We start from the raw sequence: 13,736 nt of genomic DNA on the forward strand, positions 1-13,736 counted from the left end.
CGGAGGACGAGAGGTGCTGTAGTGGTACCTGCAAAGACGGTCTGTGTGCGACATGCAACCTCGTTTTCTCTCCGTGCAGCGATGCAGATGATTGCTGCGAAGGGGAGTGCAAATCAGGAGCCTGCTGCCAGGACGTTGGTGACCCGTGCGGCGATCAAGAACACTGCTGTACCGGATGGGGCTTCTGTGTTGACGGGACCTGTCAGTGCGCAATGCCGGGCGACGGACTCTGCTTGAACGATGGCGACTGCTGTCCGGGATACAATATGATCTGCAGAAAATCGGTCCCTGGTCGTGATTACGGCCAATGTTGCATTCCGAACGGGTACCCGAGCACATACGAGTCGGGCTGTTGCAATGGCTACCCCGAGGGCCCGAACAATATTTGCTGCGCGGACTGGCAGAGACCGTGCGCGAACACCGATGAGTGCTGCGATGGCCTTTCGTGTATCAACGGTCTCTGCGGCATCTGATATCACCTGACCAGCGCTCCCCGTACGCGCGGCGTGTCGGCCCACGGGCAGAGTTCAACCGAAGGGCCGTAGCTCACAGTCGGTGACGAGGCATGACTCGCTCGGCCCCACCGATCACCGGAAGGGCCAGGTCTAAGCCGCCAGCGCATCGACACTCGCTTCCCCGGGGACTCCGCCTCCGACCCGCACGGAGCCCACCCCGGGGCATCACGCGGCCTATCCTGCCGAAATCAATACAGAAAACGCCCCCTCGCCCATCCCGATCAAGAGAGTTTACGCCTTGCACGAACTCTTGTAGGGTGAACGAGCATCATCTTCCTCGGCGGTCTTGGATCGAGCGGTCTCTCGTCCAGCCACCGCCACCAGGCGTGGTGTGGAAACCCGTGCGTCGAAACAAACCTCTGCTTTGCAAAATCCGCGTTCTTCCCGTTCCTACTTTCCTTCGGCCCGGCGCTCGTCGCGGCATGACGAGGTCCCCCGAGGACTGGATCACGAGAACATGAACAGGACCCTCTTCCCCTTCCGTGGCATCGGCCGTCGCAAGTTTGGTATCGCGTCGGTCCTTTCTGGTGCGGCCCTCGTGGCTGCTTCGTCGCTCGTGGCGCCGCCCGCCTCCGCCGTGGAGCCGGCTGCGTGCCTGAGCGCTGATCCGAAGGACTGGCCTTCGTCCGCGAAGCCGTACTTCATGATGCTGATCGACACCTCGGGGTCGATGACGGGCACCGTCGCGACACCGGACTCGTGTGGCTTCGGGTCGACCCGCATCAGCCACGCCAAATGCGCCCTGCGGAAGATGTTCTTCGCATTCGGCGGGCAGGTGAACTTCGGGCTCGCCGGGTTCCAGCGCGGCACGGCCACGGGTTGCGTCGCGGCCTGTGGCTCGACCGGCGTCGGCAACTGCACATGGCAGAGCTATCTCGGCGGAGGCAACCCCTCCGGCGGCTGCGGACTCGAGCCGACGTCGCAGACGAACTCCGAAGATCGACGCGGCGCCGAGATCCTGGTGCCCATGCAGCTCGACAACTTCTACGCGCCGCCGCTCGAGGACTCGAACATCCCCGAGCTCCTCAAATGGGTCGACAACGACTGCTCGATGCACCCGACGCGGCAGCTCAGCTACGAGCTTTGGCCGGCGGGTGAAACGCCGTTGAACGGCATCCTTCGCGACGCCTACCGCTACCTCTCGGATTCCTGGGCGAGACCCATCACGGGCGTGCCGGAGTTCCAGTCGCCGATCTCCCTGTTCGGCGAGCGTGGCTGTCGCGTCATCAACGCGATCCTCGTCACGGACGGTATCGAGACCTGCGACCAGTCTGACGACGCGCTGGACGCGGCCGCGGATCTCCTCGCTGGCTTCACGCGCGGTGGGATCCACTGGTCGGTCAAGACGCACGTCATCGACTTCGGCACCTCGGCTGCGGCCAACGCCGCGCTCGCGGCGGCCGGCGGCACGGGCACATCGACCCCGGCGACGAATGAAACGCAGCTCTCGCAAGCGCTCTCGACCATCATCGCCTCCGCCATCAAGCCCGAGACCTGCGACAACGCGGACAACAACTGCAACGGCTGCACGGACGAAGGCTTCGCCCATTACTGCAACCGGGACCAGAACTGCTGCGCGTGGGCGACGCCGGCCCAGCGCACGACGTGCCTCTCGAACTACCAGAGCACGATCACCATGGCGAACCCGGGCGGCGACCTGACGAAGCTGCCCTGCACGACGCCCACGCAGGCGACCCAGCCGGAAACCTGGCTCTGCTACAACCCCAAGGAGAGCTGCGACAACCTCGACAACAACTGCGATCCGGGGCCCGCGTTCGACGGCGACGCTGCAAACACGGTCGACGAGGGCGTGAATAAATGCGGCAATCCCGCGCATTGTCCCAAGCCGGAAACTTGCAACAGCCAGGACGACGATTGCGACGGACAAACCGACGAGGGCGGCGTTTGCGTCATGCCGTGTGTCCCGTCGCCTGAAGTCTGCGACGGCTGCGACAACGACTGCGACGGCATCGCCGACAACGGCGCGCCGAGCGCGACCTGCGGCCAGCCGAGCCCGGCGAACTGCGCCGGCGTACTGACGTGCAAAGCGGCGCAGCCCGTGGCGCTCCCCGGCGCTTGCGTGGCGAGCGGCGGCGGGTTCAACGCCTGCACGAACAACCCGCAGACCGAGACCTGCGACAACCAGGACAACGACTGTGACGGCACCGTCGACGAAGGCGTGCCGGCCCAGCCGTGCGTGCCCGTCGGCACGCCGTCGAACCTGAACTACGGCGCGAACAGCCAGTGCAAGCGGGGCACGCAGCCCTGCAATGGCACGTGCCAGGGCTTCATCGGGCCGAGCGCGGAGATCTGCGACGGCATCGACAACGATTGCGACGGCACGGTCGACGAGAGCCCCTTCGGCGTCGGAACGCCCTGCGGCAACAACCAGGCGCCGTGCACGACCGGCCTCACGGCCTGCGTCAATGGCGCGCTCGTCTGCCAGGGCGGCGTGCAGCCGGGCCCCGAGGTCTGCGACGGCAAGGACAACGATTGCGACGGATCGGTCGACGAGACGCCGCTCGCGGACGCGCCGACCGGCGCCAACAACGGCTGCTGGACCGAGCCGGGCAATTGCTGCACGTTCGGCAATCTCACGTGGTGTCCGCCGACCGGTGCGACCTGCGCGGGCACGGGCACGCTCACGGCGCCGTGCAACACGGGCAAGCTCGTCTGTCAGGGCACGCAGAAGTGGGTCTGCTCGAACCCGAAGGCCCCGAGCCCGGAGGTCTGCGACGGGCTCGACAACAACTGCAATGGCATGCTCGACGACGGCAGCCTCCCGCAGGTCGGCACGACGTGCGGCTCCAATCAGGGCGAATGCAAGACGGGCACGCTCGTCTGCACCGCGGGCGTGCTCGATTGCGCGAACGACGTCGGCCCGGTGTCCGAGATCTGCGACGGCAAGGACAACGATTGCGACGGCGCGAACGACAACGGCATCCCCTCGGGCGGGCCGTGCGTCCCGACGTACGACACGACGCTCTATCCGGGCGATCGTAGCGCCCTCCCTTGCACGCCGGGTGAGTTCCTCTGCAACGGCGCGGCCGGCGTGGAGTGCCTCGGCGGTTACGCCCCGCAGCCCGAAATCTGCGACGGCATCGACAACGACTGTGACGGCAAGGTCGACGAGAGCGGCCCCGGACCTGACGGCGTCGACGGCTCGATGAACCCGCAACCCATGCCGGTCGGCAGCATCGGTCAGGCCTGCGGCGTGGAGACGGGCGAGTGCAAGCAGGGCGCGTACGGCTGCGTGAACGGCGGGTTCGTCTGCACGGGCGAGGTCACGCCGGTCCTCGAGGTCTGCGATTGCTCCGACAACGACTGCGACGGCCAGAACGACAACCCCAACAACGGCATCCCGCTGTGCAGCACCGGCAAGGAGTGCGTGAAGGGGAGCGCGGGCGTGTGCCAGTGCGCGAGCGCGTGCAATCCCGGCAAGGAGTATCCGTGCCCGCCCGGCCAGCAATGCCAGCAGGTGACGGAGAGCTCGACGGGTGAGAGCCTCGGCTTCTACTGCGTGTCGGAGCCCTGCGCCGATTGCGAGCTGAAGACGGTCAAGGACGCGAACGGGAACGTGCTCTGCGCGCCCGCCGATACGCCGGCCGACGCGAATTGCAACAAGCCGCCCGTGTGCGTCTGCAAGGGCCAGGCAGGCTGCAAGGATCCGTGCGACGGCGTGAGCTGCGGCGCCGGCCAGGTCTGCGCGAACGAAGGGCCGAACGCCGGCAAGTGCGTGGTGGACAACTGCTACAACGTGCCTTGCACCGGCTGCAACAAGGTCTGCAACCTCGGCTCGTGCGTGAACAACCCGTGCCAGCCAGATAGCTGCCCGGCCGATCAGATCTGCAAGCCGAGCGCCGATTTCACTACGTTCACGTGCGTCGCGACCTGCGCGAACGTGGATTGCCCGGCGGGCCAGGTCTGCCAGGCCGGCACGTGCGTCGAGGCCTGCAGCCCGAATTGCGGCCCCGATCAATACTGCGACCTCGCCCAGACCCCGCCGACGTGCGTCCAGAACCAGTGCGCCGGCGCCTGCGCGAGCGGCGGCTGCTGCAACCCGGTGACGGGCGCCTGCGGCAATTGCCCCTGCGAAGGTGTGGTTTGCCCCCAGGGGCAGGTTTGCCAGAACGATTGCCCGCCGGGCGTCGCTTGCAACCGCGGTGAATGCGTCGAGCCGATGGGCGGCACGGGCGGCGCGGGTGGCGCGGGTGGCGGTGGCACGGGCGGCTCGGCCGGCGACGGCGGCATGGGTGCCGCGGGCCCCGGCTCGGGCGGATCGGCCGGCACGCCCGACAACGGCGCGTGGGGCCTCGCGACGGGCGGCGGCGGTTGCTCTTGCTCCGCAGCGGGCGATTCTCGGTCGTCGGCTGGCTGGCTCGCGCTCCTCGGTTTGCCCTTGGCCTTCGTTCGCCGCCGTCGTTCGGCGCGCAACGTGGAGGTTGCGTGATGACCTTCTCTTCCAAACTCGGATGGCTCGTGGCCGCGGCGGGGCTCACCCTCGCCGCGGGTTCCGCGGGCTGCACCACCCAAGCGTTTTGCTTCAGCGATTGCGACAGCGGCTCGGCCACGGGCACCTCGACCTCCACCGGCACCGGCGGCGCCGGCGGTGAAGGTGGATGCCTCTTCGGCTGCGGCGGCACGGGCGGCACGGCCGGCGAGGGCGGCGGCGGCGGCGGCACCTGCGTGCCGTCCGACAGCGGCGTCGAGGAGTGCAACGGCAAGGACGACGACTGCAATGGCACGGTCGACGACGTGTCCGATTGGAGTACGCCGGAGGCCTGCGGCACCTGCGCCAACAATTGCTACCAGATCCTGCTCAACACCGACCCCGACACCATCGGCTGCACCCCGAGCGCGGATCCCGGCAAGACCCCGGGCACCTGCACCGGCCAGTGCGCGCCCGATTATTACGATCTCGATCCGTCATCGCCGGGCTGCGAGTACTACTGCGTCGCCGGCGGCGCGAACGACTCGCTCTGCAACAACAAGGACGACGACTGCGACGGCCTCAAGGACGAGGACGTCGACCTCTGCACCAGCACCACCGATTGCGGCAAGTGCGGGCGCACCTGCGTCGTCCTCCACGGCACCCCGGTCTGCGAGAGCAGCACCGAGCCCGGGCAGGCGTGCAACGACAGCAACACGCAATGCAAGATCCAGTCGTGTGAGCCTGGGTTCTGGGATCTCGACGGCTCCTACGCCACGGGCTGCGAGTACCAGTGCAACATCACGAACGGCGGCGTCGAGATCTGCGGCGACAGCCTCGACAACGACTGCGACGGCAAGATCGACGACGCGGACGACCTCTCGGGTGACGCCCAGCTCGGCGTCGATTGTTACGGCGATCCCAACGGCGTGTGCGCCACGCCCGCGCACCTCGGCAAGACCATCTGCCAAGGCCACAAGATCGTCTGCGCCGGGCCCAACGTCCTCGTCGAGAACCAGAACCCCGAGCTCTGCAACAGCCTCGACGACGATTGCGACGGCATCGTCGACGAGAGCCCCACCGACGCTGGCAAGGCCTGCGGCATCAGCAACATCTTCCCCTGCGCCTACGGCACGCAGCAATGCCAGAACGGCACGCTCGTCTGCATCGGCAACATCGATCCCAAGCCGGAGATGTGCGACGGCGAGGACAACGATTGCGACGGCCAGATCGACAAGACCAACGGAAGCCCGCCGGCAGACGTCAACGGCGCTTGCAACGTGCCGCTGAACCCGCCCGCGGGCTCCACCACGCCCTGCAAAGCCGGCACGAAGGCCTGCGTCGGCGGCGCCATCGTCTGCCAGAACTCCGTCACCCCGACGCCGGGCGCGCAGGACGGCTGCAACATCGACGCGAACTGCGACGGCGCGCTGACGAACCAGCCCGACAAGCAGACCGACGTCAACAACTGCGGCGCGTGCGGCAATAGCTGCTACACGGGCTCGGTCCACTCCACATGGGCCTGCACCTCGGGAGCTTGCCAGTTCAAGGGCTGCGAGCCGGGTTATTACGACCTCAACAACGATCAGAAGTGCGAGTACGACTGCGACTTCATCTCGGCGCAGGAGACTTGCAACGGCCTCGACGACGATTGCGACGGCCTGATCGACGAGAACGTCATTGCCCCCGCGCCCAACCAGGTCTGCGGCGTCAGCCCCTCCGCAACGAAGGCCGAGTGCACCACCGGCGTCACTGTCGCCTGCGTGATGGGCGCCTGGAAATGCACCTTCCCGGCCGGCGTCTGCACCGGGCAAGCGCCGAACTACTGCACCGGCACCCCCGAGCTCTGCGACTTGCTCGACAACGATTGCGACGGTGTCCAGAACGAGAACGTCGCCAACTGGAACAAGCCCTGCAACTCCGACGATGCCCTGCCGCCGCCCGGACACGGCGCCTGCCGCATGCCCGGCACCTACGAGTGTGACGGCACCATGGCCGTCAAGTGCAGCGCCACCCCGGCGAACTGCGCCAGCTTGCCCGGCGGTTGCGAGGAGAAGTGCGACGGCCTCGACAACGATTGCGACGGCATCGCCGACGAGCCCTACAGCAACAAGGGCGGCAACGCGACCTTCTACGTCAAGCCTGCCGTCACCAAGATCGGCTCGCAAAACAAGTGGATCATGCAGTTCGAGGCCAGCCGCCCCAATGCCACCGCCGTCGTCCCCGGCACCGGCAATGGCTTCTGGAGCAGCGCGCCCACGGGGTCCACGATCGACAAGACCCCGGCTTGCTCCGTGCAGAACAAGATCCCCTGGTTCAACGTCACCCCGCGTGAGGTCGAGCAGGTCTGCGCCGCCGCCGGCGGCACCGTCTGCTCCACCGCCGATTGGCAGGCTGCCGCGCGCTGGACGCCGGATGCTTGCCTCTGGGGGTACGCGCCACTCTCCGCGTGCAAGACCGGGTTCGTTGCGGGCACCAAGTTCTGCAACCTCGGCTTGTCGTACGACTTCAGCCCGGAGGCCAACGACCAGGACGGCCTGCTCGTCACCGGGTCCTCGAGCCTCCAGAACTGCTGGGTCGATTGGACCGGACAAACCAATGCCCGGCTCTACGACATGACGGGTAACCTTCGCGAGATCACGAAGTCCGCGACGAACACGTACCCGCTGCTCGGCGGCGCCTTCAACACGCAGGCCGAGTCCGGCGCCCAGTCGGACTTCACCTTCTACACGGTCGATCAGAACTTCCAGTTCTTCGACACCGGCTTCCGCTGCTGCTTCGCCTCGAACCCCGGCTGAACCACCCCACCCACGAAAAAGCCCACGCTCCCGCGAACCGGGACGCGTGGGCTTTTTTCTTGGGGGCCACGACAACGTGGCCCCCGCGCGGCGATCACCAGGGGAGATCGCGCATCGTCTGCTTGTACTTTTCCTTGTACAGATCGTGGCACTTCTTGCAGGAGGCCTTCGCGCCGTCGAGGTCGCCGGCCTTCGCCTTCGCCACGCCTTCATTCGAGATGGACACCCAGCTCCCCATGCCGGGCGGCGGCTTGCCCGCGATGTAGGCCAGGGCATTGGCGATCTTCGTCAGATCGCCGCTCGACGTCGCCGAGGCCATGACCGACTTCATCCAGCCCTGCATCGGGCAGGCCTTTTGCCCCTTGGCCCCGCAATCGAACGTCTTCGGGCCGGCCGCCGCGCTCGACGCAGGCGCCGCAGAGCCGGCGGCGGGCGCCGCGGAGCCGGCGGCAGGCGCTGCAGAGGCCACCGCGGCGGTCTCCACGGGGGCGGCAGCGGCGCTGTTCTCGGGCGGCGGGGCCGCGGCGCTCGGCGCGGGGGCCGCTGAAGCGACCGGGGCCGCGGAGGCTGCAGGCTGTGTGTCCGCCGCGGCCGCGCTGGGCTTCGCCTCGGGCGAGGCACCTTCGTTCTTCGCCTCACCACCGCCGCAGCCGACGGCACCCGCGAGCGCCACAATCGCCGCGAAGCGCACTCCCTGTCTCATCCTGCTCTCCTTACATGGTGGCGAAGATCGACCTTTCTCGGCGATCCTCGCATTCCTACTCGCCCGGCCCAAGGTCCGGCCGCGAGGGGCAAGCTGCCCCGTCATTCGACTTTGATCCGTATCCACGGCCTGATGGCAAGACAAAAAAAGTGCCGATCTCTGCTCCCTCGCCGGTCCGTCCCGCTCCGCTCCGCCCCGAAGCCGCTCCGGCCGACGTTCCCAAGCTGCTTTTTACGCGCGGAGGCCATTATCCGCGGGCGATCGCGTGGTTCGGGGCCCGTTCGTTCTGGGGGCACCTCTGGCACCTCGCGGCGAGCGTCATCGCGACGGAAGACATCGACAGTCGCGCATGGATGCGACCGAGCACGCCCGACACACTGACGCGCAAGGCCGCGGCCGTGCTGGGCGGCCGCGCAGGGGCCGAGACCCTCGCCGATGCGCTCGACCGCGACGTGTGGATCGATTTCCTCGCCGACACGGGCGATTGCGTCTCCGTGAGCCAGGAGGTCGCGCGGCTCGTGTTCATGACGTATGAGGTCCAAGATCCGCAGAAGCCCGGCGAAACGCTGGTGCTCCCGCGCGGCGACGTCCTCCTGTTCGGCGGCGACACGGCGTATCCGGTCGCGACGGAGCTCGAAATCCACAACCGGGTGATCGTGCCGTTCTCGCGCGTGCTGGAAGAGGTTCGGGACGGCAAACCCCGGGTGATCCTGGGAGTCCCGGGAAATCACGACTGGTATGCGGGGCTCGACGGGTTCGGGCGTATGTTCCGTGAGCGCCGCGGGACCGTGGATCTGGTGGAGACGTCGACGCCGAACGAGGTCGTGCGGTTCGCGCAGATCGGCCACTTCATCCAGTGGGTGGAGGCGTTTCGCGTCGGTCGTTATGTGAGCAAACGATCGACCTTGCCGCTCGAAGGGTATGTGCCGGTGCAGGACGCGAGTTACTTCGCGCTCAGGATCGCGCCGGGGCTCGATCTGTGGGGCGCGGATCGGCAGCTCCGCGCGGTGGACTTCGAGCAACGCGCGTTCTTCTCGTCGCTCCGAACCGAGAATCGTGGCGTCCTCTTGACCCTGGCGGATCCAGCCTACGCGTTCCTGGAGCCGAACCCCGCGGGGCAACACATCATCGACGCGCTGGATCTGCGGCTCGAAGACGACAGCGTGCTCGTGCTGACGGGCGACACGCACCACTACTGCCGCGAGCAAATCGGCAAGACGTGCCACGTGATCGCCGGCGGCGGCGGCGCGTTTTTGCATCCGGCGCGGATCATGCGGCAGGGCCTCCCGCAGCCGGCCGCCGAGTTCCCGGGGCCGAAGGCGTCACTCGCGCTGGCGCTGCAAATCCCGTGGCAGATCGTGCACGGGCGGAGCGGGTTTCTGGTGCACCTCGCGGCCGCATTGCTCTACCTGCCGGGGTTCACCGCTGTGCGATGGGGCGGCGCGCCGCCCCTCGTGATGTCGTTCGCGACGGCGGCGCTCGCGGGCTTCGTGTGCAGGCTGATCGGCGGCTTCCGCAATCGCTCGCTCGCGGTGTACATGCTCGCGACGATCGCGGGGCTCATGATCGGGTTCATGCCGATGCTCGCGCGCATGACGTTCACGGCGGCGGGTGGCCTCTTCGACGCGGCGGACCTCTTCGGCACGCGGCCGTGGCTCGTGCTCCTGGTCTCGGTCTACGTCGCGACGCTGGTCTTTGGTACGTATCTGACGGCGCTGACGGTGCTCGGAATCGAGCAACACCAGGCGTTCGCGGCGCTCGCGCACCCCGGGTACAAGCACTTCGTGCGGGTGCGCGTGCGCCGCGACGGGAGCGGCACCGACGCGTGGGTGCTCGGGAAGGTGGATCCTCTGTCCCCCTCCGATCCGGTGGTCCTGGTGGACCAGTTCTCCTGGACGAACGAGGGCCTCTCGGCCGGCGCGCGCTCGGCGATGCCGGCGTCCTTGCTCAGGCGGATGTCAAGCGATGCGGCCCAGCAGCAAAGGCGGTGAGGCCTCGGGCGCGGAGCTGACGCGGAAGGCGCTCTGGACACGATCCGCGACGGCCTCGGCCCCAGCCGCGCGGAGCACGTGGAGGCGCGCGAGGGGCTCGCCGCGACGCACGCCGGCGCCGCGCGGCGTGAGGATCTCGATGCCGACGGCGTGATCGACCTTCTGATCGGCGCGGGTGCGGCCCGCGCCCATGGCGACGGCGGCGAGGCCGATCTCGAGGGGATCGATCGCCGCGACGAAGCCGTCGGCCTCGGAAGGAACGAGGACGGTCTCCGGAGCACGAGGCAAGAGGAGCGGATCCTCGACGACCGCGGGATCGCCGCCCTGGGCCTCGATCATGCGCTCGAAGACACGCGCGCCGCGGCCGCTCGTGATCGCGTCGCGGAGCTTTTCGCGCGCGTCTTCGATGGAGGACGCGGCGTCGCCGAGGACGAGCATCTCGGCGCCGAGGGCGAGCGTGCACTCGACGAGATCGTCCGGCCCCTCGCCCTTCAAGACGTCGATGGCCTCGCGCGTCTCGATGGCGTTGCCGACGGCGCGACCGAGGACGGTGCTCATGTCGGTCAGGAGCGCGACGACGCGCTTGCCAGCGGCCTTGCCGACACGGACGAGGGCCTCGGCGAGCGCGCGGGCGTCACGCTCGGTCTTCATGAACGCGCCGCGGCCGACCTTCACGTCGAGCACGAGCGCGTCGATGCCCTCGGCGAGCTTTTTCGAGAGGATGCTGGCGACGATGAGCGGGATGGACTCGACCGTGGCCGTGACGTCGCGCAGCGCATAGATGCGCTTGTCCGCGGGGGCGATGCGGCCGGTTTGCCCGATCATGCAAGCGCCGACGTCGCGGACGATGCGCGCGAAGGCGTCGGTGTCGAGCGAGACGTTGAAGCCGGGGATGGCCTCGAGCTTGTCGAGGGTGCCGCCCGTGTGGCCGAGGCCGCGGCCGCTGACCATGGGCACGGGGACGCCGCAGGCCGCGACGAGGGGCGCGAGGCACAAGGAGACCTTGTCGCCGACGCCGCCCGTGGAGTGTTTGTCGACCTTGATGCCGGGGACGGAGGAGAGGTCGAGGACGTCGCCGGAGTGGAGCATGGCGCGGGTGAGGGCCACGGTCTCCGCGTCGTCCATGCCGCGGAAGAAGATGGCCATGCAGAGCGCGCTCATCTGGTAATCGGCGAGCTCGCCCGTCCCGAGGGCACGGATGAGGCGCTCGATCTGGTCGTCTGCGAGGCGGCCGCCGTCGCGTTTCTTGGCGATGAGCTCAACCAGGGTCTCCACGGGGCGGAGCATACCTCAAAGCGGCCTCGCGTCGCGCCCGCGTGCACGGCGGCTCCCCAGGGCGCAGGGCGCGCGCTACCTTTCGACCACATGAGCAGCGCACGCGACTTCACGACGCTCGGCTACCGGCGCATCGTCAAGCTGCTGGTCTCGCTCGTCATCGTCCCGTCCGTACTGCTGTCGGCGATCGGCGGGTCCCTCGTGGTGATGGGCGAGGCGCGGTACAACATCCTGATCGGGATCCTCGTCCTCACGTTCTCGAGCGCGCTCGTGACGGGGGTGATCCTGGTCTGGGTGTTCCTGCGGCGGGAGCGTGATCTCTCGGAGCTACAAGCCGATTTCGTGTCGAAGGTGTCGCACGAGCTCCGGACGCCGCTGACGTCGATCCGGATGTTCACGGAGACGCTGGTGCTTCGGCGCGGGGACAAGGAGAGCGAGGATCGATGCATCCAGGCGCTCAACAAGGAGAGCGCGAGGCTCCAGCAGCTCATCGATCGTCTGCTCGACTGGGGCCGGATGCAGAGCGGCCGGCGGGTCTACGAGCTCGCCGAGCAGGACGTTACGAAGGTGGTGGAGGAGGCGATCGCAGCCTTCGAGCCGACACGCGAGCAGCGGCACGTGGAGCTCTCGGTGCAGTTCGAGCCGGACCTGCCGCGCGTGTGGTGCGACCACGGGGCGATCGTGATCTCGATCGTGAACCTGCTGTCGAACGCCTACAAGTACGGGGGGCAGCCGCGGCAGATCGAGCTGTCGGTGGCGCGGAAGCTCGGCGAGGTGATGATCACGGTGCGCGACAACGGCAAGGGGATCGCGCGGCGCGAGCACAAGCGAATCTTCGAGAAATTTTACCGGGTCGATGATCTCCTTGCACGGCAGCAAGAGGGATCGGGGCTCGGTCTTGCGATCGTGCAACACGTGATGCGCGCGCATCGCGGCCGCGTGATCGTGGACAGCGAGCCGGGTCGAGGCAGCGCGTTCACGCTGGTGCTGCCGATCCAGGCGAAGGTGCGGGTGTCGGAGCCGATGTCGAGCACCGGAGGGACGGCGTGAGCGTGGGAGCGGCAAGCGGCGCGGAACGTGATAGAGAGCCAGGCTCGATGAACCGGGTCGGACAGGGCGGCGCGCGGCGCACGGTCCTCGTCGTGGAAGACGACGACAGCATCGCGATGGGGCTCGAGATGAACCTGTCGGCAGAGGGGTACCGCGTGCTCCTCGCGACCGACGGGGAGAGCGGGCTGTCGCTCGCGCGCGGAGGCGGGATCGATCTCTTGATCCTGGACGTGATGCTGCCGAAGCTGAACGGCTTCGAGCTCCTGCGGATGCTGCGCGCCGAGCGGTACACGATGCCGGTGATCATGCTGAGCGCGCGCGGCGCCGAGATGGACAAGGTGATGGGGCTCGAGCTCGGCGCCGAGGACTACATCACGAAGCCCTTTGGGCTGGCGGAGCTCTTGGCGCGGGTGAAGGCGGTGCTCCGGCGTGACGCGATCGCGCGAGGGGACGACGCGAACACCATCCGGGCAGCAGACCTCGAGATCCATCCGTCGACGCGGGAGGTGCGGCGCGGCGGGAAGCTCGTGGAGCTGACGGCGACGGAGTTCGACATCCTGTTTTGCCTGGTGAGCGCAGGTGGGCGCGTGCTGTCGCGCGAGCAGCTCCAGGCGAAGGTGTGGGGTCCGAGCCACCACGGGACGCCGCGCACCGTGGACAACTTCATCCTGCAGCTCCGGACGAAGCTGGAAGACGACACGGCGAATCCGCGGCACCTCGTGACGGTGCGGGGCGTGGGGTATCGGTTCGTGGTCTGACGGGGAGCGTCTTTGACATCGAAGGCGGCGAGCCCGTGATCGATGTCCCCTCCCTCCGACATCAAAGGCGGCGACCCCGTGATCGCAGTCGCCTCCCTCCGATATCGAAGGCGGCGAGCCCGTGATCGATGTCCCCTCCCTCCGACATCAAAGGCGGCGACCCCGTGATCGATGTCGCCTCCCTCCGATATCAAAGGCGGCGACCCCGTGATCGCAG

Annotated in this window: 7 protein-coding genes; 5 read left to right on the plus strand and 2 right to left on the minus strand. The window is 67.9% G+C overall.

From position 1 onward, the window contains the following. The first annotated feature begins 972 nt into the window (after nt 1-972). Nucleotides 973-4,965: a MopE-related protein gene (locus QHF89_RS29930; RefSeq protein WP_136971107.1), complete on the plus strand. Its 3,993-nt coding sequence runs from the start codon at nt 973-975 to the stop codon at nt 4,963-4,965. Beyond that, nucleotides 4,965-7,742, plus strand: a complete 2,778-nt coding sequence (locus QHF89_RS29935; RefSeq protein WP_136971108.1) for a MopE-related protein — start codon at nt 4,965-4,967, stop codon at nt 7,740-7,742. Before QHF89_RS29930 ends, QHF89_RS29935 begins: the two co-directional genes overlap by 1 nt. Before the next feature lie 94 nt (nt 7,743-7,836). Here the strand turns inward: QHF89_RS29935 and QHF89_RS29940 are convergent, their stop codons facing one another. Then, nucleotides 7,837-8,445, minus strand: a complete 609-nt coding sequence (locus tag QHF89_RS29940) for a hypothetical protein (RefSeq protein WP_284721101.1) — start codon at nt 8,443-8,445, stop codon at nt 7,837-7,839. A 149-nt stretch (nt 8,446-8,594) separates the two neighbouring features. Here QHF89_RS29940 and QHF89_RS29945 point away from each other — a divergent pair, with 149 nt between their 5' ends. Continuing rightward, a complete protein-coding gene (locus QHF89_RS29945) occupies nt 8,595-10,436 on the plus strand; it encodes a hypothetical protein (RefSeq protein ID WP_136971110.1) in 1,842 nt (613 codons plus the stop codon). Here the strand turns inward: QHF89_RS29945 and QHF89_RS29950 are convergent. Beyond that, nucleotides 10,404-11,711 carry a thymidine phosphorylase gene (locus tag QHF89_RS29950; RefSeq protein WP_136971111.1) on the minus strand — a complete coding sequence of 436 codons (1,308 nt, stop codon included), beginning with the start codon at nt 11,709-11,711 and terminating at the stop codon, nt 10,404-10,406. The genes QHF89_RS29945 and QHF89_RS29950 overlap by 33 nt on opposite strands. Before the next feature lie 90 nt (nt 11,712-11,801). Between QHF89_RS29950 and QHF89_RS29955 the strand changes: the two genes are divergently transcribed. Both QHF89_RS29955 and QHF89_RS29960 read left to right on the plus strand, forming a co-directional pair. Then, nucleotides 11,802-12,761, plus strand: coding sequence for a sensor histidine kinase (locus tag QHF89_RS29955; RefSeq protein ID WP_136971112.1), 960 nt, complete (start codon nt 11,802-11,804; stop codon nt 12,759-12,761). Between the two features lie 47 nt (nt 12,762-12,808). Beyond that, nucleotides 12,809-13,519 carry a response regulator transcription factor gene (locus QHF89_RS29960; protein ID WP_136933159.1) on the plus strand — a complete coding sequence of 237 codons (711 nt, stop codon included), beginning with the start codon at nt 12,809-12,811 and terminating at the stop codon, nt 13,517-13,519. Nucleotides 13,520-13,736 lie beyond the last annotated feature (217 nt).

It is taken from the genome of Polyangium sorediatum, from assembly GCF_029946465.1.
Taxonomy (GTDB): Bacteria; Myxococcota_A; Polyangia; order Polyangiales; family Polyangiaceae; genus Polyangium; species Polyangium fumosum.